The 23,571-nt window shown below is 60.8% G+C and carries 21 protein-coding genes and 1 riboswitch; of the genes, 14 read left to right on the top strand and 7 right to left on the bottom strand.

What is annotated here, in order from left to right:
- The first annotated feature begins 259 nt into the window (after nt 1-259).
- A complete protein-coding gene (locus K2Q04_RS13575) occupies nt 260-1,135 on the top strand; it encodes a ParA family protein (RefSeq protein ID WP_291164707.1) in 876 nt (291 codons plus the stop codon).
- A gap of 15 nt (nt 1,136-1,150) precedes the next feature.
- Here the strand turns inward: K2Q04_RS13575 and K2Q04_RS13570 are convergent, their stop codons facing one another.
- The 3 genes from K2Q04_RS13570 to K2Q04_RS13560 all read right to left on the bottom strand — a co-directional run bounded on the left by K2Q04_RS13570 (nt 1,151) and on the right by K2Q04_RS13560 (nt 4,568).
- Nucleotides 1,151-1,954 (bottom strand): rhamnan synthesis F family protein, encoded by an 804-nt coding sequence (locus K2Q04_RS13570; protein ID WP_291164947.1) that lies wholly within the window; start codon nt 1,952-1,954, stop codon nt 1,151-1,153.
- A 381-nt stretch (nt 1,955-2,335) separates the two neighbouring features.
- Nucleotides 2,336-3,484 carry a glycosyltransferase family 4 protein gene (locus K2Q04_RS13565; protein WP_291164704.1) on the bottom strand — a complete coding sequence of 383 codons (1,149 nt, stop codon included), beginning with the start codon at nt 3,482-3,484 and terminating at the stop codon, nt 2,336-2,338.
- Between the two features lie 76 nt (nt 3,485-3,560).
- Nucleotides 3,561-4,568 (bottom strand): glycosyltransferase family 2 protein, encoded by a 1,008-nt coding sequence (locus K2Q04_RS13560; RefSeq protein ID WP_291164702.1) that lies wholly within the window; start codon nt 4,566-4,568, stop codon nt 3,561-3,563.
- Between the two features lie 338 nt (nt 4,569-4,906).
- On the opposite strand from K2Q04_RS13560, the gene rfbC reads away from it, so the two are divergent.
- The 7 genes from rfbC to cbiB all read left to right on the top strand — a co-directional run bounded on the left by rfbC (nt 4,907) and on the right by cbiB (nt 12,066).
- Nucleotides 4,907-5,458 carry a dTDP-4-dehydrorhamnose 3,5-epimerase gene (gene rfbC, locus K2Q04_RS13555; protein ID WP_291164699.1) on the top strand — a complete coding sequence of 184 codons (552 nt, stop codon included), beginning with the start codon at nt 4,907-4,909 and terminating at the stop codon, nt 5,456-5,458.
- A 26-nt stretch (nt 5,459-5,484) separates the two neighbouring features.
- Nucleotides 5,485-6,576 (top strand): dTDP-glucose 4,6-dehydratase, encoded by a 1,092-nt coding sequence (rfbB, locus tag K2Q04_RS13550; protein ID WP_291164696.1) that lies wholly within the window; start codon nt 5,485-5,487, stop codon nt 6,574-6,576.
- A complete protein-coding gene (gene rfbD / locus K2Q04_RS13545) occupies nt 6,573-7,529 on the top strand; it encodes a dTDP-4-dehydrorhamnose reductase (RefSeq protein ID WP_291164693.1) in 957 nt (318 codons plus the stop codon). Before rfbB ends, rfbD begins: the two co-directional genes overlap by 4 nt.
- Nucleotides 7,530-7,539: 10 nt before the next feature.
- Complete coding sequence (rfbA, locus tag K2Q04_RS13540) at nt 7,540-8,418, top strand: glucose-1-phosphate thymidylyltransferase RfbA (RefSeq protein WP_291164690.1); 879 nt, start codon at nt 7,540-7,542, stop codon at nt 8,416-8,418.
- A 156-nt stretch (nt 8,419-8,574) separates the two neighbouring features.
- A complete protein-coding gene (locus K2Q04_RS13535; RefSeq protein ID WP_291164687.1) occupies nt 8,575-9,396 on the top strand; it encodes a rhodanese-related sulfurtransferase in 822 nt (273 codons plus the stop codon).
- A 150-nt stretch (nt 9,397-9,546) separates the two neighbouring features.
- Nucleotides 9,547-11,043 (top strand): uroporphyrinogen-III C-methyltransferase, encoded by a 1,497-nt coding sequence (gene cobA, locus K2Q04_RS13530; protein ID WP_291164685.1) that lies wholly within the window; start codon nt 9,547-9,549, stop codon nt 11,041-11,043.
- 48 nt (nt 11,044-11,091) lie between these two features.
- A complete protein-coding gene (gene cbiB, locus K2Q04_RS13525; RefSeq protein WP_291164682.1) occupies nt 11,092-12,066 on the top strand; it encodes an adenosylcobinamide-phosphate synthase CbiB in 975 nt (324 codons plus the stop codon).
- On the opposite strand, the gene K2Q04_RS13520 is transcribed toward cbiB, so the two are convergent.
- From K2Q04_RS13520 to cobU, 3 genes are read right to left on the bottom strand one after another with little or no spacing between them, the layout of a single operon-like run.
- Nucleotides 12,050-13,522 (bottom strand): cobyric acid synthase, encoded by a 1,473-nt coding sequence (locus tag K2Q04_RS13520; protein WP_291164679.1) that lies wholly within the window; start codon nt 13,520-13,522, stop codon nt 12,050-12,052. The two genes, cbiB and K2Q04_RS13520, sit on opposite strands and share 17 nt — an antisense overlap.
- On the bottom strand, nt 13,522-14,139 hold the full coding sequence (gene cobO, locus K2Q04_RS13515) for a cob(I)yrinic acid a,c-diamide adenosyltransferase (RefSeq protein WP_291164676.1): 618 nt from the start codon (nt 14,137-14,139) through the stop codon (nt 13,522-13,524). The genes K2Q04_RS13520 and cobO overlap by 1 nt, the downstream gene beginning before the upstream one ends.
- A 3-nt stretch (nt 14,140-14,142) precedes the next feature.
- Nucleotides 14,143-14,667, bottom strand: coding sequence for a bifunctional adenosylcobinamide kinase/adenosylcobinamide-phosphate guanylyltransferase (gene cobU, locus K2Q04_RS13510; protein WP_291164673.1), 525 nt, complete (start codon nt 14,665-14,667; stop codon nt 14,143-14,145).
- Between the two features lie 60 nt (nt 14,668-14,727).
- Nucleotides 14,728-14,912, top strand: a riboswitch (cobalamin riboswitch).
- A gap of 174 nt (nt 14,913-15,086) precedes the next feature.
- On the opposite strand from cobU, the gene cobW reads away from it, so the two are divergent.
- The 6 genes from cobW to cobJ are packed head-to-tail and all read left to right on the top strand — an operon-like array spanning nt 15,087 to nt 22,809.
- Nucleotides 15,087-16,124 (top strand): cobalamin biosynthesis protein CobW, encoded by a 1,038-nt coding sequence (gene cobW, locus K2Q04_RS13505; RefSeq protein WP_291164670.1) that lies wholly within the window; start codon nt 15,087-15,089, stop codon nt 16,122-16,124.
- Nucleotides 16,124-19,408, top strand: coding sequence for a cobaltochelatase subunit CobN (gene cobN / locus K2Q04_RS13500; protein WP_291164667.1), 3,285 nt, complete (start codon nt 16,124-16,126; stop codon nt 19,406-19,408). The genes cobW and cobN overlap by 1 nt, the downstream gene beginning before the upstream one ends.
- Nucleotides 19,405-20,691: a precorrin-3B synthase gene (gene cobG / locus K2Q04_RS13495; RefSeq protein WP_291164664.1), complete on the top strand. Its 1,287-nt coding sequence runs from the start codon at nt 19,405-19,407 to the stop codon at nt 20,689-20,691. Before cobN ends, cobG begins: the two co-directional genes overlap by 4 nt.
- Entirely contained in the window at nt 20,688-21,317 is a 630-nt protein-coding gene (locus K2Q04_RS13490) for a precorrin-8X methylmutase (RefSeq protein ID WP_291164661.1), read from the top strand. Before cobG ends, K2Q04_RS13490 begins: the two co-directional genes overlap by 4 nt.
- Entirely contained in the window at nt 21,314-22,057 is a 744-nt protein-coding gene (locus K2Q04_RS13485; protein ID WP_291164658.1) for a precorrin-2 C(20)-methyltransferase, read from the top strand. The genes K2Q04_RS13490 and K2Q04_RS13485 overlap by 4 nt, the downstream gene beginning before the upstream one ends.
- Nucleotides 22,054-22,809, top strand: coding sequence for a precorrin-3B C(17)-methyltransferase (gene cobJ / locus K2Q04_RS13480; RefSeq protein ID WP_291164656.1), 756 nt, complete (start codon nt 22,054-22,056; stop codon nt 22,807-22,809). Before K2Q04_RS13485 ends, cobJ begins: the two co-directional genes overlap by 4 nt.
- On the opposite strand, the gene K2Q04_RS13475 is transcribed toward cobJ, so the two are convergent.
- Nucleotides 22,782-23,567: a cobalt-precorrin-6A reductase gene (locus K2Q04_RS13475; RefSeq protein ID WP_291164653.1), complete on the bottom strand. Its 786-nt coding sequence runs from the start codon at nt 23,565-23,567 to the stop codon at nt 22,782-22,784. The two genes, cobJ and K2Q04_RS13475, sit on opposite strands and share 28 nt — an antisense overlap.
- Nucleotides 23,568-23,571: the final 4 nt, after the last annotated feature.

Here is a 23,571-nt window from a genome sequence, read left to right as displayed (position 1 = left end):
TATTTGGCCGGACCTCCACGTAGTGTCGCGCGCAGAACCGGGTGGGGCGTTTCCGCATACTCACGCGTTGTCTTTACGAGCCTTTCTTCATGTATCGCAAGCGGCGTGATCTACATCGGCTGAGACTGCCCGGAGGCGATTTTCCTCGCGCGATGGCGGAGCCCGGGGCTCCGCCGGTTCCAGTCCGCGCCTCCGCCGGATTGTTCCATATTGAGGCTCCCTCCGGCCCATTCGCCGGGCGGTCCACGGATGCCGGTCGATGAGCGTCAGAATCGCGATCGCCAACCCGAAAGGCGGCGTGGGCAAGTCGCTGACCACCATGATGCTCGCAGACGGCTTGGCACTCTCCTACGGTGCGCGGGTGCTCGTTCTCGACGCCGATCCGCAAGCCGGCGTCACGAAGGCACTCCTCGGCATCGACGCGGAGCAGCAACTCACCCAACGGCAGATTGGCCTCGCGGCCATGCTGCGAGCTTTCGTCAGCGGCCGGAGCATGCGCCTTGCCGCCCATCGTGTGGCGGCAGGCGATTTGATCGAGTTGCACGACAGGCAAGCGGGTTTCATCGATCTTTTGCCGTCCAATCACGAACTTCTTCGCGAGATGGCCGATTTCGAGCACGTGGCGCGGCGAAAGAAGCGCAAGGATCGTCTCGATGTCCTGTTATCGGATGCTTTGAGATCAGAGCTTTCGAAAGTCGAACCGAACTACGACGCCGTTCTGATCGATTGTCCGGCGGGGCCCGGCGTGCTTGGGCTCGCGGCCATGAGGCTGGCCGAGCACATAGTAGCCCCGACGAGCCTTGAGACGAACGCGTATTCGACCCTCACGGATTTCTTGAAATTCATTCTTGCCGACGATCTCGATCTTGCGTCGCAGGTGAAAGTCCATCCGCTCATCACGCAGTATCAGGCAACGAATACCGTGCAGCGCGAGATGCTGCATCACATCAAGCAGGGCCTGCACCATCTCAACGCAATTGCGAGGCCCGTGCCCTACACAAGCGCGCTTCAGAATGCGGCTACGCATCCAGGGCTCGGCGTGTTTCGCGCGGCGCGCGACAAATACGGAAGTGCGCTGCCAGAGGTCATGGCGTTGACAAAGGCCGTGGTTGAAAGAATTAGTCCAGGCGCGTGAGTGTCGAGAGTTATCTCACCGTGGCGCGAGGACCCGGCCGCCTTCCCGCGCCAAGACTTGCCGAACCTCAGTGCTCGACCCGACGTCGATGATTTCCACCGGCAAGATTTTTGTTTCGTCGGCTGTCGTTTTCAGCCAGCGAAGCCCTGCGAGTTCGCATGAGGCGAAAAAAAATCTTTCGATCGCATGTGCGAGCGTGCCGTCTATTTGGCCTTGCTCCGCCGGAAACTCTTTCAGGCTCAAATCGAGATTCAGCAGTGGCTTCAGGGCAGCCGGGCGGCACCAGAACATCGATCCGGATGGGAAGTCCAAATAGTTGAACGCGTATTTATCGCCCAGCAATTTGGTGCAGAGCCCGTCGGCAATTTTTAGATTGTCTCTCCAGCCAACGCCTTTGACAGGGCCAAAATGTTCCGGGGCAATCATCCCTAATTCCGGGATGTCTTGGAACGACGACAATATGGATTGGGTGCGATCCCGCGTTCCTATCAGAGCATCAAAAATGTATTGACGCCAATCTGTGAGCGTCGAAGAAAATACCGACTTCTTGCCGTGAATGAATAAAACCACATCGTACTGATTGAGCTTGTCGTTGAAGGCCATCAGCTTCGGCGCGATATCCCTGCCAACATTCGGAAATTCTCGAACGACGACGTTCGATGCTGTGCTTGACGAGAGCGCGGCTTCAATGCGGCTTTTCTTTTCCGCGGTGTCGGTCGATACGAGAAGATCGAACTTCGTGGGAATGACCGCGAGGCGCGTCCCTATTTCCTCGGCGAGGTCATCATAATAGAGGTGGCATACGACGGCGACCCTCATGGGTTGCGAGTGCCCATCGCGATCAATGGGCCGGTCTTCGGGAAAGCGTATGCAATGGTCGTCCTGCGGAGTTTTCCGCGGATGCATCCACTTTTCGAAAGGCAATTCGTCATCGATCCAGGCGTTCGCTCTTTCAAAAGAGAGGCGGCGCTTTCGCTGATTTGCCGGATGGCGAAGAGCTGCACGCAGGAAGATCGCCAGGCTCGCGGCGCGGCGGCTGTATTTGGCGAGTTGAAAAATTGGTGCGGGTGTTTCGAAGATCCGTTGAGGCCTCATTCGGCTAATCCACTCCGCGAGCACTACGCTTCGACTATGCTCTCGTTACGTTGCAGCAGGCGTCTCGGCAAGGAATCTAGAGCCGTACAGTGAGCAATCCACAGCCTAAATGAGACTGCTGACTCTCGCAGATGTTTCAGAGCCGGCTGTGTTTACGGAGACGATGCCGCTTGTTCGGCCGGCCGTTGCGAGTTCGTAGAAATCGTCCGCTGAGCGAGCAACTTCGCTGAGTGCAAATTTTTTTGCGCAAAATTCTCGTGCAGTCTCGCCAAGCCGAACACACAGGTCCCGATCGAGGAGGAGTGTGTGCAAGTGCGCAGCAATGTGATCGGGCGTGAAGTCCAGAGGCAAGATCAGAGTGCCGGCCGGTGAAATTTCGGCCATTCCCCCGGTGCCTGAGCTGATCACGGCACAGCCTGCGGCGTGCGCTTCGAGAGCCGTGCGGCCAAAGGGTTCCTGCCATCTGGAAGCAACGATTGCGATTGCCGCGTTCTCATAGCGCTCTTTCACCACGGCGAAAGGCAGGCTCAGTTCTACCGTTATCTTGCTTTCGAAGGGGCGAATGACAGCAAGAACTTCCTCCAGATAGGCCGGGAAGCGTTCCGGTTCGCTGAGGATGAAACGCGCCCGCCAGCCGGGCTGCTTTTTCAAGACGGCGGCGACCGCCAACGCCGCCTCCTTAATTCCTTTTTCGGGGGCTGCGCGCCCAACGCAAATGATCTCGTCGAGCTTGTGCTTCGACGGCCGCCATTGTGAAAAATCGAGGCCGTTGTAAACGACGGACGTCGGCAGGCGGACCTCTGGCCAGTCCGCGTCGAACGTCTTCCGGCAAAAGTCGCTGACGAAAATCATACCGGCGAGCCCGCGATATTGCCGGAGCTTAAACTGCCGCCGAAGCCAATTGAATAAACTGCCCGTTGGAACGGGCTTGATCATGTTGTGTTTGTGAAGAAGCACCGGGACGCGGGTGCGCGAGGCGAGCGCAGCGGCTGTCGGAAGATGTTGTTGCACAACGATAAGATCCGGCGATATGCGCGCAACTTCGCGCAGCGCAAACGCCACCTTGCGGCGTCGTGAGTCGTCGACGGCACGTGAGTAGGTCATCACGTCGATGCCGGGAAAGAGTGTTTCGTTCTCGCAGCAGATGACCGTCGTCGTTTGGCGGTACCGGCTCGCCGCGACGAGATCGCGAACGCAGAGGTCAATCGAGGATGCGTTGCTCGGACCGAAACGCATATGCCGGGGTAAAAACATCAATATGCGCATAATATGAACCGTCGGCCTGCAATCTGTTGAGATCAAATAACTTGAAAGCGAGGCTAATTCATTATCAATACACGCGCCCGTCCGCGGGAATAAAGCCTACGTAGCTCTCAGCGGCGGAGTCAAGATAGTACTCCCATCGCGCCGGATTTGATACCAGCAACGTTACGTAGAGAAACAAAAGGCGTGAATACAACATTGGAGCGGTCGTAATCAGTTTTTCGTGCCGCATCCATTTCAGCGCCCGCGAAACGATCTTCCTCATCGTGATGTATCTGTATTCCTCATCGAATTTGGAGGCGCCAAACTCTTTGAGTATCTGAATGGTTTGAAAATAAGTGAGGGCTTCGTTCGCGGATAGCCGTTTGCTGCTTTGAACGAGTTGGTGGCAGACGGCCGTGTCGATCCTTGCAACTCGAGAGTGCTCAAAGACCGGCAGTGCGAGAGCGAGATCCTGGCACGAAATCAAGTCCTCGTTGAGCCGAAGAGAAGCGGGAATGCTTCGGCGTCGTATCAAGGCCGCTGTCGGGATGTGATTGAAGTCTCTAATCGCGTATTTCAGCGGATCGGACACTATCGTTGCAGTCGATCGATGCTGCTCGCCGAGTTTGGCTGGTCCGCCGGCCAATGGTTCCGGCCCGTAAGTCGACGTCGAGCCGAAGACATAATCGGCGTCATTGTCCATGGCGACTCGCATCATGAACGACGTCGATCCGATGATGAGAGGATCATCGCAATCGATGATGCGCAGCCACTCCCCGGTCGAGGATGCGATCAGTTGATTGGTGACGTTGAAAATGCCCCGATTTTCCTGACGCCGGCACGTGATGCGGGGATCTCTCGCACTGAACTCGCGGATGAGAGGCCACGACGAATCCTTCGATCCATCGTCGATGATCAAAACGTCCCCGCCGGTCACGGCGAGCTCAGCGGCAACGCTTTCCAGCACCGAGACGAGATATTCGGACTTGTTATATGAGCTGACTAGATAACTAACGGGCATTGCTGCGGTGATGGCCCCATTGCTTGGAATGGTTCTAATTTTGCGCGGCGAGCCGTTCGCCGTATCGAGCACTTCAAAACACCCGTTCAAATAACGTGAGAATTGCGGACGGGCCTACTAGGTTCGCGATGCGCGGCAGTGGTGTCAAGTTCGTTGTCAGGCCGTGCTCTTTTCGGCGGATCAAATGGCTTGCTCAACCGTTCGTAAAGGCGGCAACGGCAGACGCCGCAGAAACGGGCTTCGATCAGGTGAACTAGACCAATTGGCGTGACGCATCGAGCACACGGTGACGAATGTTGCCGGCCTTCGCGCACGCTCGTGTCAGTCTGGGATTGTTCTTTCAAGGCTCGACATGCGAACTATTCGCCACCGGCACATAGGGAGGCCGAACAGTCACTTGGAAATCTCGCGTGCGAATAACTGAACTCGATATCCCCGGCTTGATCGTAATCACACCAAAGCGCTTTCAAGATACGAGAGGATTTTTTACTGAACTTTATAACAGTAAGGCACTCGCAGAGGCTGGCATCCGGGATGTGTTCGTTCAGGATAACTTTTCTCTGTCCTCGAAGACCGGCACGGTCCGGGGCCTGCATTTTCAAGTTCCGCCCTATTCTCAAACCAAGCTCGTTCGCGTCAGCCGCGGCCGCATTCTCGACGTCGCCGTAGACCTCAGGCCATCGTCGCCGACTTATCGACGGCATGTATCCATTGAGATATCGGCTGAGAATGGGCAGCAGTTATATATCCCTGACGGCTTTGCGCATGGCTTTTGCACGCTGGAACCCGACACCGAGGTCGTTTACAAAGTTTCCAGTCACTACGCTCCTGGGGCAGAAGCAGGCGTTTTATGGTCCGATCCGGAGCTCGGTATTGTATGGCCGGTCAACGCAGGGGATGCGGTCGTCTCGGACAAGGATGCAAAGCTTCCTTTGCTGAGAGACATCGCGGGGACAGTTTGAACGTCATTTGAACGCGGGGGCGGGGGATGAGAGTCATTGTTACGGGCGGAGCCGGATTTATCGGCTCGGCACTCGTTCGCTACCTCGTCCTGGACCGGGGCTGGGACGTGCTGAACGTCGACAAGTTGACGTATGCCGCCAACTTGCAGTCGCTCTCGTCGCTATCGGATAAATCAAACTACCGGTTTGTCCTTGCAGACATTTGCGATGCCGATGCGATCAATCGGGTTTTCACGGAATTCCGGCCGGATGCCGTGATGCATCTCGCCGCTGAAAGCCACGTCGACCGGTCGATCACGTCTTCCGCCGAATTCATCAAAACGAACATTCTCGGCACTCACGTCCTCCTCGAGGCCAGCCGCCATTATTGGAATGGGCTTGGCGCGGAAGGACGCAAGGTTTTCAGATTTCTGCATGTATCGACCGACGAAGTTTATGGCAGCCTCGACGACGGCGGCTTCTTCGTCGAGAGCACGGCTTACGATCCGAGATCGCCTTATTCGGCAAGCAAAGCGTCGTCCGATCATCTCGTGAGCGCTTGGCGAGAAACCTACGGGCTCCCGGCGCTGATCACGAACTGTTCAAACAATTATGGTCCGTATCATTTCCCGGAAAAGCTCATTCCGCTTGTTCTGCTCAATGCGCTCGAGAAGCGGCCGCTGCCGGTTTACGGCGACGGGCGGCAGGTCCGGGATTGGCTCTACGTCGAGGACCACGTGAAGGCTCTTACGTCGGTTCTCGAAAGAGGCCGCGTAGGCGAGACATACAATATCGGCGGGCGAGCGCCTATGGAGAACATCTCGGTGGTCGAGCGGATATGCGATGCCCTCGACAGCCTTCGGCCAAGCGGGGAGACGCGCCGAAGCCTTATTACATTTGTTCCCGATCGCCCCGGACACGACAGGCGTTACGCGATCGATCCCGGCAAGATCGAGACGGAGCTTGGCTGGCGCGCTGAGAAGACCTTCGACAGCGGCATCGCGGCGACTGTCGAATGGTACTTGAGCAATGAGTGGTGGTGGCGGCCGCTGCGCGAGAAAGTCTACGCGGGGAACAGGCTTGGCTTGCTCCAGACGCCAAGGCCGGATGACGTCGCGCTGGCGGAGTCGGTCGTGTGACCAGCGACGAGCGAAGCATACTCATCATCGGTCAGCACGGTCAGGTCAGCAGATCTCTTATCGAGTTGTTGGAGGCCGGCGGCCAGCGTTTCACTGTCGTCGGGCGGCCGGAGGCCGATCTTCGCGATCCGCAATCCGTGAGACGCGCCATTCTCGCGGCTCGGCCGAGCGTCGTGGTCAATGCGGCAGCCTATACGGCCGTCGATAAGGCAGAAGACGAACCTGATGCCGCTTTCGCCGTAAACGCCGCTGGTGCGGAAGCTGCCGCAAAGGCAGCCGCGGATGTCGACGCGACGATCATTCATTTCTCGACCGACTACGTGTTCGACGGCAGCAAGCGCGTGCCTTACGTCGAGACAGATCCCGTGGCGCCGCTCGGAATTTACGGACGCAGCAAACAAGAGGGCGAGGATCGCGTCGCTCAAGCCAATCCGAGGCACATCATTCTTCGCACCGCTTGGGTCTTCAGCCCGTTCGGAAGCAATTTTGTCAGGACCATCCTGCGCCTGAGCGTGGAACGCCCGGAAATCAAAGTCGTCGCCGATCAGCGCGGCAACCCGACGTTCGCACCGGACCTGGCGGATCTTGTCAGCCAACTCATTCCTCCCGCGAGCACATCCTCGCCGGACCCGCGGATGTTCGGTGTCTTTCACGCAGTCAATCGCGACGAGACGACATGGTTCGGCTTTGCGCAGGCGATCATCGAGGGCGCGGCGCGCCGTGGCGGGCGCGATGTCGGGGTTCTGCCGATCGGCACCAAAGATTATCCGACCAAGGCTTTGCGTCCTGCCTACTCGGTGCTCTCGACGGAAAAGCTCCGCGACGTCTACGGGCTTGAACTCCGGTCGTGGAGAGAAGCGCTTTCCGATTGCCTGGATCGGCTCGCCGGTCCTCCCCGCGAGGAAGCGGCGGAACATTCGCAAAAGATAAATAGCGCCGGGAAATTCGCATGAGCACGCGCACATGAGCACCCTCAAGGGCATCATCCTCGCGGGCGGCAGCGGCACGCGCCTTTACCCGCTGACGCTGACGATCTCGAAGCAGCTGCTTCCCGTCTACGACAAGCCGATGATCTATTATCCGCTGTCGACGCTGATGCTGGCCGGCATCAGGGATATCCTGATTATCACGACGCCACAGGACCAGATCCTTTTTCAGACGCTTCTCGGCACGGGCGAACAATTCGGGCTGAGCTTGAGCTATGCGGTGCAACCGGCTCCCGAGGGACTCGCGCAGGCTTTCATCATCGGCCGCGATTTCATCGGTGACGACCGATGCGCGCTCGTCCTCGGCGACAACATCTTCTACGGCCACGGGTTCGGCGAACTGTTGCGTAGCGCAGCATCCCGCGAAGACGGCGCATCGGTTTTCGCTTATGAGGTGGCTGACCCCGAACGCTACGGCGTCGTGACGTTCGATAAGGCAGGTCACGCCAAGGCGATCGACGAGAAACCGCGAAAGCCGAATTCCAACTGGGCGGTAACGGGTCTTTATTTCTACGACAAGCAGGTCGTTGACTTTGCGTCGCGCGTGAAGCCTTCGGCGCGTGGCGAGCTCGAGATCACGACGCTCAATGAAATGTACCTCGCAGCGGGCGCGCTTCATGTCGAGCGCATGGGGCGGGGGTATGCCTGGCTCGATACCGGTACATTCGACAGCTTGAGCGATGCGGGCGAATACATCGCAACGATCGAGCGCCGTCAGGGCCTCAAGATTTCATGCCCCGAAGAAATCGCCGTGCGCATGGGGTTCATTTCGCCGTCGGACCTGGAGCCCTGGCTTGGCCGCCTCGGAAAGAGCCCTTACGCCGAGTACGTCCGGCGCGTCATCGCCAGTATTTGATCGCCAACAGTCAAAGGCAGCCGGCGTGCGCCCGGGATGCCGCCAAAATGCCGCGGCTTGCTCTTCGGGGGGCATGACCGTATGGAAGCGGGCGTAACTCTCGGACGGCTGTCCCTGATTTGCCGATCCACCGGTTCATATATGAAAGCTACGTGCGTGACGGTCAAAGTCGCCGCCTTCTATAAATTCGTCGAGATCGACGAGCCCGAGACGCTGCAGGCAAGCCTACGCGAGCTTTGCGCGGCGCGCGGAATTTTGGGCACGATCCTGATTGCAGCTGAGGGCATCAACTCCACCGTTTCGGGTGCCGGGAATGATATCGATGCTCTGATCGAGGCGCTCGTAGCGGAGCCGAGATTTTCGGATCTGATCGTCAAATATTCGCAGGCGAGCGCGCATCCGTTTCAGCGGCTGAAGGTGAAGATCAAGAAGGAGATCGTGACGTTCGGCGTTCCCGATGCCCGGCCTTCCATCGCAACCGGCACGTTCGTCGAGCCCCACGCGTGGAATGCCCTGATTGCCGACCCGGATGTTCTCGTGATCGATACGCGGAACGATTATGAGTTCCAGGTCGGCACATTCGAGGGTGCGCATAATCCGGAAACGCGGGCATTCAACGAATTCCCCGATTATGTAAAGCGGGCGCTTTCGGACGACCCGAAACGTAAGATCGCGATGTTCTGCACGGGCGGCATTCGCTGCGAAAAGGCTAGTGCCTTCATGCTTCGCGAGGGCTTTTCGAACGTCTATCAGCTCAACGGCGGCATTCTGCGTTATTTGGAGCAGGTTGCGCCGGAAGAAAGCTTATGGCGTGGCGAATGCTTCGTTTTCGATGAGCGGGTCGCGCTGGAGCACGGGGTTCGCGAGGGGCATCACACGCTCTGCTCCGAATGCGGATTTCCGATCAGGCGGCCGAGCGGGGACGGCGAAACCGCGGTCTGTTCTGGTTGCCGCGAAACAATGGTCAACGCGGACTAAATCCAGCCGGGATCGCTCCGCCACCGCTAAAAAGAGGCTTTCTGACCTCACCCAACCCCGCCTTAGATGCCGTATATGCCAGCTTGCTGGCCGGGGCTGGAATAATGATATAGCTGGTAGGCCCATCCCTCCTGACCGAACATTTTTGCAATGACTATTCGCAAGCCCGAGAATGAGAGCCCCAACGGGGAAGAGCGCGCGACGCTGGAGGAGCTTATCCGCTGGCGCCGGGACGTACGCCGTTTCAAGACGGATGCGGTTCCCGATGCGTTGATCGACCGGCTTCTGCGGCTCGCGGATCTCGCGCCGTCGGTCGGCAACAGTCAGCCGTGGCGGATCGTCAACGTACAGTCTCCGGACGTCAGGGCGGAGATTGCGAAGAACTTCGAAGGGGCGCGGGGCCGAGCGGGCGCAAGCTACGACGGCGATCAGGCTGATCTTTACAATCGATTGAAGCTCGAGGGATTGAACGCGGCGCCCGTGCATCTCGCGATCTTTTCCGATCATGGCACGCTTCAGGGCCACGGGCTCGGGCGGCATACGATGCCGGAAGCGCTCGACCATTCTTGCGCGTGCATGGTGACGGTGCTGTGGCTTGCTGCACGCGAGGCCGGCCTTGGGCTGGGCTGGGTGTCAATCATCGATCCGGCAGAAGTTTCGCGGGTGCTTGGCGTGCCTGCCGAGTGGAAGCTCGTCGGATATCTCTCGCTCGGTTGGCCGGTCGAAGAACATCTCGATCCCGAGCTCGAACGGCACGGATGGCAGCCGCGGACAGCTTTCGATACGCGTCATTTTACGGTTGGTTCGGGGCCGCTCGCGACCGGCGAGACGGGATCTCGACCGGCAGACACAAAGCGTCAGGGCGCAGTCGCGCTGGTTGGCGCGGGGCCGGGCGATCCCGAGCTTTTGACGATCAAGGCGCTGAATGCGCTGCAAGCGGCGGATGCGGTGCTGTTCGATGATCTCGTCGCCAAGCCCATTCTCGATCTGGTCCGCCCCGGTGCTCGCCTGATCGATGTTGGCAAGCGCGGCTACCGGCAGTCGTGCAAGCAGCCCGACATCAATGCGCAAATGGTATCGCTTGCACGCGAGGGGCTGAATGTCGTGCGTCTCAAGTCGGGCGATCCGCTGATTTTCGGCCGCGCGGGCGAAGAGATTGAAGCGTGCGAGACGGCAGGCATTCCAATCACCATCGTGCCGGGCGTGACGTCGGCGCAGGGCGCGGCGGCCAATCTCAAGGTGTCGCTGACCAATCGGGATCACGCGCGCCGTTTGCAGTTCATAACGGCGCACGACCGTCGCGGACAGCTGCCCAAGGACATCGACTGGAGTGCTGTCGCCGACAGCGCAGCGACGACAGTCGTCTACATGCCGAAACGGACGCTCGCGGAACTTACCGAGATTGCGCTCGTGCATGGGCTCGACCCGAAAACGCCGGCCATCGCCGTCGCGAATGCGACGCGGCCGGACGAACGCGTTTTCATCTCGACGATCGGAGCTATTGCGACGGCGCTTGAAGCGGCGCATCCGGAAGGACCGGTGCTTGTGATGCTTGGGGAGGCTTTGCGTTATGCGACGGCCCGAGACGCTGCGAAGCAGGCTGAGGCGATCGCTGCAACCCACGGCGTTCTGCCGGAGCAGTCTTGAGATCGGCCGCCGTGCGCGTCTCTCACACCAGCATCACGTGCAATTTCCGTGAGTGAGGCCCAGACACTTCTCATCGTCGCCGGTGCGCTCACGCTTGAAGCACTCTTTGGGTATCCGAATTGGCTTTATGAGCGCGTCGGGCATCCCGTAACGTGGATCGGCTCGCTCATCTCCGCACTCGATCATCGGCTCAATCAGGAAAGCGAAAGCGTCGAGGCACGTCGTTTGGCGGGCGTTCTGGCGCTCGGCATCATCGTCCTGATTGTCGGAGCGGTGGCCTGGGTCATCGAGCGTGCGTCGGCGTATAGTGCGATTGGTGAAATTCTGATCGCTGTCCTGGCTTCGACGCTCATCGCGAGCCGGAGTCTTTACGACCATGTCGCCGCCGTCGCGCGCGCTCTCGCGAACGATGGCCTCAAAGGCGGGCGCCTTGCGGTCGGCCGTATCGTCGGTCGCAATCCTGAGACGCTCGACGAACACGGTGTCGCGCGTGCAGCGATTGAAAGTCTGGCTGAGAATGCGTCCGATGGCGTCGTCGCGCCGGTGTTCTGGTTTGCCTTTTTCGGGCTGCCCGGTCTCGCCGTCTACAAGGCGATCAACACGGCGGACAGCATGATCGGTCATCGGACGCCGCGGCACGAGGCGTTCGGGTGGGCGGCGGCCCGGCTTGACGATCTCGTCAATCTACCGGCGTCGCGTCTGACGGGATTGCTTTTCGCCGGGGCTGCTCTCTTCGTGCCGAAGGCTTCGCCTGCGGCGGCGCTCGAGGCGATGTCTCGCGACGCTTCCAAGCACCGGTCACCCAACGCAGGCTGGGCAGAAAGCGCGATGGCGGGGGCGCTGGAGTTCAAGCTCAACGGTCCAAAGGTCTATGGCAACGTGCGCGTCGAGGACGCCTATATGGGAGACGGCCGCCGCGATCTCGGGCCGGACGACATCGACGCGGCGCTTCGCCTCGCGATGATCGCATGGGCGATCATGATCGCTGTTTTGTTGCTCTTCGCCGCTATTTTGCGAGGCTGAGAAGCTCGTCGATCGCGACGTGGCGGGCGAGGTGCTCGGCGAAGCCATCGAGAATGCCATCGATTTCCGCTTCGTAACTGTTGCCCGATGTTTCGGCGCCGAAAGTTGCGAGGATGGCGGCGCGGGCCGTGTCAGACGCAAAAATGCCGTGCACATAGCATCCGGCGATGTGGCCATTTGGCGACGATGCGCCGTCGCTCCGGCCGTCGGCGAACGTCACCATGGGGCGAGCTGTGTCCGGCCCGCCGGTGCGGCCGACGTGCATCTCGTAGCCCTGAAACGGCGCGCCGTTCAAATGAAGCGTTCCCTCGACGGCTGCGAGTGTTTTCTCCGTTCCAAATTCCGTCTCGATGTCGAGAAGTCCGAGACCTTCTACGGTTCTGGGCAGGCCTTCGATGCCGTTCGGATCGGAAAGGCGTTTGCCCAGCATCTGGTAGCCGCCGCAAAGGCCGAGCACGCGGCCGCCGCGGCGAGCGTGCGCCTTGATATCAATGTCCCAGCCTTCGGCAAGCAGTGCGGCGAGATCATCGATCGTGGCTTTCGAGCCCGGAAGGAGAATGACGTCGGCCTCTGCTGGAATTGGCCGGCCTGCTTCGATCAAATCGACGGCAACACCCGGTTCGCTCCGCAAGGGGTCGAGGTCGTCGAAATTCGAAATGCGCGGCAGCACAGGCACTGCTATGCGCAGCTTCACGGGTCCCTTTGATTTCGATGTTTTCGCAAGATCGCGCAGGGCGAGCGCGTCTTCGGCGGGAAGTTTCCGTGCGGCGTCGAAATAGGGCACGAGGCCGAGCGCGGCCCATCCTGTCATCTTCGAGATCGCAGACATGCCGTCGGCAAAGAGCGTCGGATCTCCGCGCATCTTGTTGACGACGAATCCCTTGATCATCGCCGCGTCCTCCGGCTCCAGGACACGCTGCGTTCCGACGAGACTGGCGATGACGCCGCCGCGATCAATGTCGCCGATCAGGATAACGGGGACACCGGCCGCGCGCGCGAAGCCGAGGTTCGCGATGTCGTTCTTGCGGAGGTTGATCTCGGAAGCGCTACCCGCGCCTTCGACGAGGACGAAATCTGCTTCCGCTTTGAGCCGGCCGAAGCTTTCCAGAACCGCCGGCAAAAGCTCAGGCTTCTTCGCCTGGAATTCGCGCGCCTTCGCCGAGCCGATCATTTTGCCTTGCACGACGATTTGCGCGCCTGTCTGGCTTTCGGGCTTCAGCAATACGGGGTTCATATGAACCGATGGCGCGACGCGCGCCGCACGCGCTTGCAATGCCTGTGCGCGGCCGATCTCGCCGCCGTCGGCCGTCACGGCGGCGTTGTTCGACATGTTCTGCGGCTTGAAGGGCACGACGCGGATGCCGCGGTTCGCGAGCAGACGGCAAAGGCCCGCCACCATCAGGGATTTGCCGACGTCCGAGCCGGTGCCCGAAAACATCAAGGTTCGCGCTGGCATTAGAACTCGATGCCTTCCTGCGCTTTGATGCCGGCCGCGAAATGGTGTTTCACGGCTGCCATTTCCGTCACGCCGTCAGCGAGCGCGATCAGCTCCGGCTTGGCATTGCGGCCGGTGACGACGACGTGGAGATCGGCGCGGCGGTTGCGGAGTGTTTCGATGACGTCATCGAGCGGAAGGTAATCGTAGCGGAGCGCGATGTTGAGTTCGTCGAGAACGAGAAGGCGAATTGTGGGGTCCGCCATCAGCTGTTTGGCCTTCGCCCACGCGCGCTCGGCCGCCGCGATGTCGCGCGCCTTATCCTGGGTTTCCCAAGTGAAGCCTTCGCCCATCGTGTGCCAGGAGACCTGATCGCCGAACATGCGAAGCGCGTCACGTTCGCCCGTTGTCCAAGCGCCCTTGATGAATTGCACGACGCCGACGCGCCAGCCGTGGCCGAGCGCTCGCAAGGCAAGTCCGAACGCAGCAGTCGACTTGCCTTTTCCGGGGCCCGTGTGAACGAGGAGAACGCCCTTTTCGATCGACTTCGAGGCGACCTCGGCGTCCTGCACGGCTTTGCGCTTGGCCATCTTGGCCTTGTGGCGCTCGGCTTCGTCTATCGTCGGATCGGTGGTCACGTTTCAGCCTTTCAAGGTCAGCGGCAAGCCGGCAGCGACAAAGACGACTTTGTCCGCGACGGCCGCAATTTTTTGGTTGAGACGGCCGGCCTCGTCCCGAAACGCTCGCGCGAGCGCGTTGTCGGGTACGATGCCGAGACCGACTTCATTCGAAACGATGACGCAGGGGGCGATCCGCTTCGAGAGCGCCGCGATCAGTTTGTCGGTCGTGTCGGGGATCGAACGTTCCGCGTGCATCAAATTCGACAGCCATAAGGTCAGGCAGTCGACGAGGGACGGCAGTTCGGACGTCCGGTTCAACAAGGTATCGGCGATGTCGAGAGGGGTTTCGTGCTGAACCCAGCCGCTGCTGCGACGCCTTTTGTGCAGCTTGATCCGCTCGTCCATCTCGTCGTCGAAGGCTTCGGCGGTGGCGATATAGGCCCAGGGCCCCGGCTGGCTCGTCAAAAGCTGCTCGGCATAGAGGCTTTTGCCCGAACGCGCGCCTCCAAGAACCAATGTCAGCTGCGGCAGGGTTGGCGTTGGCATGAGCTGCTTTCGGATGGTCCAGGAAGACGCTGATGGCGATTGACGAAGGATAGTGGCTCACTTATCGATGGGGACGACGGTCCCTCGCAAGAGGGTTCAAAGGGAATGCGGTATTTACTCCGCAGCTGCCCCCGCAACTGTGAGCGGCGAGCGCTGGCGATATGACCACTGGGCCGATGCCCGGGAAGGTCGTCAGACGCTGAGACCCGCGAGCCAGGAGACCTGCCGTCGTAGAAGGATCAGCCCGTCGCCGGTGGGGCGAGAAAGGTTAACATGACTTTCAGAATGCTCTGCGCACCCCATTGCGCGCCATCCCATCATGCGTGGATGTTCAAACGTGCGGCTCAGGCCGGGGCCGCGGCGGCGGGACCGTTTGCCCGCATGTCTCACCATACCAACTTCAACTCGGAGTTTTGCCAATGAGCGCGCGCAAGGTGCCTGTCACCATCGTTACGGGCTTTCTGGGCGCGGGCAAAACGACGCTCGTCCGGCATGCGATCGAGAATGCCGAAGGCCGTCGCCTAGCCTTGATCGTGAACGAATTCGGCGATGTCGGCGTCGACGGCGCTATTCTTCGTTCGTGCGGTATCGCGAATTGCCCCGAGGAAAATATCGTCGAGCTGACGAACGGCTGCCTCTGCTGCACGGTCGCAGACGATTTCGTGCCGACGCTCGAGGCTTTGCTGTCGCGAAATCCACCGCCCGAGCACATCATCGTCGAGACGTCGGGTCTGGCTTTGCCGAAGCCGCTGGTGAAAGCCTTCGAATGGCCGGACATCCGCAACCGCGTCACAGTCGATGGCGTCGTGACCGTCGTCGATGGGCCCGCAGTAAAGGCAGGGCGGTTCGCAGACGACCCCGTGAAGGTCGCGGCGCAGCGCGCAGCCGATCCTTCCGTCGATCATGAAAATCCGCTGGAAGAGGTCTATGAGGATCAACTTCTCTGCGCCGATCTCGTGGTTCTGAACAAAAGCGATCTGATGTCGGCCGAAGAAGTGGATCAGATCACGGAAGAGATCAGAGCCGGCGTTCCGCGCAGCATCAAGATCGTGGCGACGCGCGAGGGGCGCGTTCCCGCGAGTGTATTGCTTGGGCTTTCGGCAGCGGCAGAGAACGATCTTGCCGCCCGTCCATCCCATCACGACAACGAGCCGGACCACGACCACGACGATTTCGAGACATTCATTGTCGAGGTACCGGCGCTCGCTTCGCCTGCGGATCTCGCGTCACGAGCCAAGGCAATCGCCAATGCTCATGAAGTGCTGCGCATCAAGGGCTTTGCAGCAATCGATGGAAAGCCGATGCGACTGTTATTGCAGGGCGTCGGCGAACGTGTCGATACGCGATACGAGCGCGCGTGGCGGGACGGCGAGCCGCGGCTCGGCAAGCTCGTCGTCATCGGTCAGAAAGGTCTCGACCGCGAGAGCATCACCAGGACTCTGACAGGCGCTGCCTAATGCATATCGTCGTCCGCGAGAGCCGAGATCTCGATGAGGCCGCCGTGCCTCAGGATCTCGGACTTGCGCCCGCCGATATCGTCTTTCTTTCATTTTCCGATTCCGATTTGGCAATGGCGGCCGCGGCGTTTCGTTCTGTTGCCGGAGACGAACGTCCGAGCCTTCGGATCGCGAACCTCAATGCGCTGCGCCATCCGATGTCGGTCGATATTTTTGCGGACACGACGCTCAGAGGCACGAAGGCGGCCCTCGTCCGTTTGCTCGGCGGGCTCGATTATTGGCGCTATGGCGGCGAGCAGATCGGCAAGTATTGCCGCGAGCTTGGAATTTCTTTGGCCATCGTGCCGGGCGACGGGCGGCCGGATATTCGGCTCAGTGCGTTGTCGACAATCGAGACAGATGATCTGACGAGACTGCAATCGCTTCTTGATGCGGGCGGTGTTGAGAATACGCGTGCGGCGCTGAATGGCTTGCTCATGCGAGCGAAGGGCGGCGATGCCCGCATTCCAGAGCCGTCGGTTATTCCCGGCTTTGGCATCTATCGCGAAAGTGCGGCGCCTCAAGACGAACTCGCGGCCGATGGCCTCGGGACGGCGGCCGTCATTTTCTATCGCTCGCATTTGCTCGCAGGCGACGTTGCGCCGATCGACGGCCTGATCGATGCGTTGGATCAACGTGGTCTAGCGACCACCGCTTTGTACGTGCCAAGTCTGAAGGCTCCGGAGTCAGCGGCGTGGCTCGAAACGGAACTCGGCCGACTTCGGCCGAATGTGATCGTCAATGCCACGGCGTTTGCCGCGCGTGACGGCGCCGATGGGTCGCCGCTCGACCGATCCAATTGTCCGGTTCTGCAGGTTGCGCTTGCGAATGCATCGCGCGCCGGATGGGACAATTCGCAACGGGGCCTTGGTGCATCCGACCTTGCGATGCACGTCGTTCTCCCCGAACTCGATGGCCGGCTGTTTACCGGTGTTGTGTCGTTCAAAGAAGAAGACGGTCTCGGCAGCGACCTCGGAATTTCGTTGCTTCGACATGCTCCCTACGATGCCGGCATCGGACACGTCGCAGATCTCGCCGCCGCTTGGGCGACGTTGAGGACGTCGCCGCGCGGAAATCGCCGTGTCGCGCTGCTGCTATCGACCTATCCGGGGCGACCGGATCAGATCGCCCACGCTGTCGGTCTCGATGGGCTCGAAAGCGCGTGCAAAATCGCGGCGCGATTGCGTGAAGAAGGCTATTTGCTTTCTTCTGCGCCGGATGGGTCGAAAGATCTTGCCCGCCTGCTCAGCTCCGAAGCACCGGCAATCTGTTGGCCGCTCGAAGACTACCGCGCGGCCTTCGGTCAGCTTTCCCAAGCGTTCCGTGATAGCGTCACTGCAGCGTGGGGTGAGCCGGACGAAGACGACTTTGCCGTCGATGGCGCTTTTTCATTTCGCGTTGCGCGGTTCGGCAATTTGCTCATCGGATTGCAGCCGGAGCGCGGCCAAGTTCAAGACCGGAAGGCGCAGTATCACGATCCGTCGACGCCGCCGCGGCATAGCTACGTCGCGTTTTATCTGTGGCTGAAGCATGTCGCGAACATCGATGCGCTGATCCATCTCGGCGCGCACGGCACGCTCGAATGGTTGCCGGGGAAGGCAATCGCCGGAAGCGAAGCTTGCGGGCCGCGCGCTTTGCTCGGGCCGGTGCCGATGATTTATCCGTTCATCGTCAACGATCCGGGAGAAGCTGCGCAAGCAAAGCGACGGCTTGCGGCCGTGACGCTCGGACACCGGCCGCCGCCCATGGTAGAAGCTGGCTTGTCCGGTCCATTGAACGAGGTCGAGCGGCTGGTCGATGAATTTTCGTCGGCGGATGGTCTCGATCCGCGACGGCGCAAGGTGCTGTCCGGAGAGATCGTCGATGCTGCATTTCGCGCGGGGATCGCGGAGCGCTGCGGGCTTGAAGCCGGTATGTCGCCCAACGACGCTTTGATGCGTATCGATGCGTTTCTCTGCGATGTGAAAGAGCTCGCGATCCGTGACGGCTTGCACGTGCTTGACGACGGGGAGCTTGATGCCATCGTCCGCGCGCTCGACGGAAAATTCATCGAGCCGGGCCCAGCAGGCGCGCCGAGCCGCGGCCGCTCCGACGTGCTGCCCACGGGCCGCAATCTCTATAGCGTCGACCCGCGCAGTGTGCCGACGCCGACGGCGTGGGCAAATGGAAAACGCGCCGCTAAAGCAATTCTTGATCGGTATGCCGGCGATCACGGCGATTGGCCGCGCGCCATCGTGCTCGACCTTTGGGGTAGCGCGACGCTGCGCACGGGGGGCGAAGAGCTTGCTACGGCGCTGGCGCTTCTCGGCGTCCGTCCGGTGTGGGACCATCGCTCCTATCGGATCACGGGTATCGAGACAGAGGCGCAGGCGGAGCTCGGCCGGCCGCGCGTTGACGTTACGCTCCGCATTTCCGGGCTTTTTCGCGATATTTTCGGAGCGCAGCTTGCGCTATTCGATAGCGCCGTGGCGCTCGTTGCGGGTCTTGCCGAGGACGTAGCCGACAATCCGCTGCGCGCGGCGCATCGCGAGGGCGTCCGGCTCGATCGGATTTTTGGTCCGGCGGACGGCAGTTACGGCGCCGGCGTCATGCAGCACATCGATCGCGGCGATTGGTCGAAGCGGGAGGAACTCGGGAACGCTTATCTTCAGAGTTCGTCGCAAAGCTATCGCAATGAAAGTAGCGGCACAGATGCCGCTGGAGAGTTCAAAGATCGTGTCGCCGCTGCGGATGCCTTTGTCCATGTGCAGGACCACGGCGAGATTGATCTGCTGACGGGTGGCGATTTCGCAGCACACGAAGGCGGCTTCGCAGCTGCCGCTGCTACCGTCGGCAACAGTGGTGTCGCGCTCTATCATGGCGATACGGCAGAGCCCGAGAAACCACGCGTACGGACGCTGCAAGAAGAATGCGCACGCGTCATTCATGGCCGTGCCGCCAATACGCGATGGATCGAAGGGCAGATGCGTCACGGCTTCCGTGGTGCTGCGGAGATGGTTCAGAGCGTCGATGCGGCATTTGCTTTTGCGGCGACTGCAGCAGCCGTCGATAACGGCGGTTTTGAGCGGCTCTACAACGCTTATCTCGGCGATCCCGCCGTGGCGGCGTTCATCGAACGGGAAAATCCGGCGGCGATGGAGGCAATGCGCCGGCGTTTCGCGGAAGCGATTTCTCGCGGGTTCTGGCAGCCACGCCGTAACGACTTGAACGCGGGTCCGCATAAGCCACGCGAGGCCGCTGAATGACAGGCGCGGCGCATTTGCGAAAGGGATGGTGTCCGGGTGCGCTTCGGCCGATGCGCTCGGGCGATGGGCTGCTCGTGCGCGTGCGGCCGCGCGCGGGAGCGTTCAGCCTTTCGGCGCTACATGTGATTGCGAATGCGGCGGCGCGCTTTGGCTCGGGCGAGATCGATCTTACGAACCGCGGCAATCTACAATTGCGCGGTGTTTCGGATGATAGCTACGATGCGGCAATCGCCGCGCTTCGTGCAGCGGGTTTGATCGACGGGTCGGCTCAGATCGAAGCGGTACGCAATGTTGTCGTCGATCCGCTAAGCGGCATCGATCCAGCGCGGAGCGATGTCAGGGCTCTCGCGGCTGCGATCGAAGTCATACTTGTGGATGACGCACGCCTCTGGGCGCTGCCGGGAAAATTCGGCGTCAGCTTCTCGGGGACTTCGGAACCGCGCGTCGGCGGCAGGGCGACCGACATTATGATCGCATCGGACGGCGATCGCTTCGCCGTCTTTCTCGATGGCGCGGCAGACGTCTCGTGTGCCGTTTCGGAAAGCGATGTGCCGACAGCCGTTCGCGGTCTCGCACTCGTCTTTCTCGATTTGGCGGCGAACGATCCGAGCGTCAGGCGCATGCGAAATGCAGTTGCGGCGCGTGGGGCTGCCGCAATTTTTGCTGCGGCGGAATTGCGCGTAACGTCGTCGCCAGTCGAGGCTGCGATCGATCCGCCTCCGCCCGGTGGATTGCTGAGCAGCGGAGAACACGTGTTCGGGGTTGGCATCGGGCTTCCGTTCGGACGGATCGTTGCCGATCAACTGGTTCGCCTTTGCGAGGATGCGGCGACAGCGAAGCTCAACAATGTTTTCACAAGCCCGCAACGAATTCTCATTTTCCCGGTCAACGATCGCGCACGCGCCAAGGCGCTCCTGGAAGTTGCCGACGACCTCGGCTTGATTGCATCCGGCAGGGACGTTCGCCTGGCCATGGACGTTTGCCCCGGATCGCCCGGATGCAAGAATGCAACAACCGATACACGCGGCGATGCGCAGCGTCTCGTTGACGCTCTCAACGGTTCGCTCAGTGGTTATACGGTTCACGTCTCGGGGTGCGAGAAAGGTTGCGCGAGGCGGTCTTCAGCGGATTTCACGCTCGTCGCACGCGAAGGGCGCTACGATCTTATTCGCAACGGAACGCCTCAACTCGCCGGTCTGGGGGCTTTCGTCGCGTTGGCCGAAGTCGAACCCGGCGATATCGGCAACGCCGTATCACGCTTCATCATGGAATCCGCATCATGACGGTTCAGGACTATATCCGGGACGGCGCAGCGATCTATGCGCGCTCATTCGCGATCATTCGCGCTGAGGCCGATCTCGCGCGATTTTCGCCGGAGGAGGAGCGCGTCGCGGTACGCATCATTCATGCGTGCGGCATGGTCGAGATCGCGCGCGACATCATCATGTCGCCGACATTTGCGCGGAGCGCCGCGTCGGCACTTGAAGCTGGCGCGCCAATTCTCTGCGACTCGATGATGGTGGCCGACGGAATTACGCGCGCGCGGTTGCCCGCGAAAAACTCCGTCATTTGCACGCTTCGAGATCCCAGTGTGCCGGAGATCGCGGCCAGTATCGGTAATACCCGGACGGCTGCCGCTATGGAGCTTTGGAAGCCGCATCTAGCGGGTTCAGTCGTCGTCGTCGGTAATGCGCCGACGGCGCTCTTCAGGCTTCTCGAACTGATGGATGCGGGTGCGCCCAAGCCGGCGGCGGTCATCGGCATGCCCGTCGGTTTCGTTGGCGCAATTGAATCCAAAGAGGCGCTGGCAGCTGACGCGCGCATTCCATTTGCCATCGTGCGCGGCCGCAAGGGCGGCAGCGCCATGGCTGCCGCCGCCGTCAACGCGCTTGCAAGTGAGGCCGAATGAGCGAGGTGCGATCGGGGACGTTGTTTGGTGTCGGCCTTGGGCCCGGAGATCCGGAGCTCATGACGCTGAAGGCGGTGCGTGTGTTGAGTACAGCGCCGGTGGTGGCGCATTTTCGTAAGAGCGGAAGGGCCGGGCACGCGCGCACGATTGCAAGTGCGCATATCCGAGAGACGGCGACCGAAGCCGCGTTCGATTATCCGGTGACGACCGAGATCGATTTCCGGGAAGAGGGGTATGTCTCCGCCATCCGTGAGTTCTATATCGAGTGCGCGGAGACGATTGCAGGACATCTCGCCGAGGGACGGGATGTGGCGCTGCTCTGCGAGGGCGATCCATTCTTCTACGGATCGTTTCTGCATATGTACGACCGCATCAAGACAGCTCATCCGGTGACTGTGATACCCGGCATTACGGGCATGTCCGGCTGCTGGACAGCGGCGCGCGCGCCGATCACTTACGGGGACGATATATTGACGGTGCTGCCCGGCACATTGGACCGCGCGGTGCTGGCGAAGCATCTCGAAGGCGCTGATGCCGCGGTCATCATGAAGGTTGGCCACAATTTGCAGAAAATCAAAGAGGCGCTGAAAGATGCCGGGCGCTTCAACGACGCGATTTATGTCGAGCGCGGAACGATGCCGGGCGAGCGGATCGTTCCGCTTGCGGATCTTGGCGATTGTGCGGTTCCATATTTTTCGATCGTGTTGCTGCCGGGCGGTCGTGGACGCCGCATCGCATGAAGGGTGATCTTGTCATCGTCGGGCTTGGGCCTGGTCCCGAAGGTTGGGTTACACCTGCTGCAACGGTCGCGGTCGCGGCAGCCGATGTCATTCTCGGCTACACGCCTTACGTAAACCGTATTGCGCCGAGGCCGGGGCAAGTTCTCGAAGCGTCCGACAATCGCGAGGAACTCGTGAGAGCGCAACGCGCGCTGACGCTGGCCGCAGGCGGAAAGCGGGTCGCCGTGGTTTCCGGTGGAGACCCTGGGGTCTTTGCGATGGCGGCTGCGGTCTACGAGGCGGTCGAAAGCAATCCGGCTTCGGCCGATGGTGTCGACATTCGCGTCGAGCCCGGCGTGACGGCGATGCTCGCGGCGGCGGCGCGGATAGGCGCGCCTCTGGGTCACGACTTTTGCGCAATTTCGCTGTCGGATAATTTGAAGCCGTGGGCGACAATCGAGAAGCGCCTTCGGCTCGCCGCCGAGGCCGACTTCGTGATTGCGCTCTACAACCCGGCATCGAAGGCGCGGCCGCAGCAGATCAAACAGGCGTTCCACATCTTGAGTGCGGTGCTGCCTGCTGAAACGATCGTCGTCTTCGCGCGGGCCGTCGGCAGGCCGGACGAAGAGATCGACATTGCGACGCTCGCGGAAGCCGCGGATATGCAGTGTGATATGCGCACGCTCGTTATCATCGGATCGCGGGCGACGCGGCAGGTGAAGTCTGCCGATGGCCGCGCCTGGATTTATACGCCGCGTTCGGAGCGACGCTGATGATGGGTCTCGATCCAGGCGAGAGCGTCTTCAACGGAGGTGACGGTCTTCCGGGGCGCAATCGCGGGACGCCGAACCATGAGAACTTTGATGCCGAGCATGCGCGCCGCTTCGATCTTGGAATAGGCAGCGCTGCCGCCGGAGTTCTTGGCGAGCACGTGGCTGATGCCGTGCTTCCGGAAAAGTTCGATGTCGTCTTCGGTGCGGAATGGGCCGCGCGCGGCGACGATCGTTGCGTGCGGAAGGTTCGTGGGCGGTTCGCTCGCGTCGACGACGCGGATGACATAGCGATGTTGTGGCGCGGCGCTCAGCGCATTGATCGCCTGTCGGCCGAGACCGGAGAAGACGTCTTGCGGCGTGTCGGGCAGGGCCGCGATTGCGGCGTCGACGCTGTCGAACTCGCTCCATTCGTCGGTGCCGGCCGGCGTCCACGGCGGCCGCTCGATTGCGAGCAACGGAACGTGAGCTGCGACGCTCGCCGCGATGGCGTTGTTGCTGATGCGGGCGGCAAACGGATGCGTGGCGTCGACGATGAGATCGATGTTCTCGCTCGTCAGATATTCGGTGAGCCCGTCGACGCCGCCGAAGCCGCCGACGCGAACGGGGAGTGGGCTCGCCGCGGGATTGGCTGTGCGGCCGGCGAGCGACAGAATCGTGAAGATGCCGTTTTGGTCGGCGAGACTTTGCGCAAGGGATGTCGCCTCGCTCGTTCCGCCGAGGAGCAAAATGCGATACGGGTTGTCGAGCTTCGTCATCATGCCA

It is taken from the genome of Hyphomicrobium sp., from assembly GCF_019753045.1.
Classification (GTDB): Bacteria; Pseudomonadota; Alphaproteobacteria; order Rhizobiales; family Hyphomicrobiaceae; genus Hyphomicrobium_B.
Note: the sequence above shows the minus strand (reverse complement) of the source record. Positions and strands in the feature narration are given on the sequence as shown.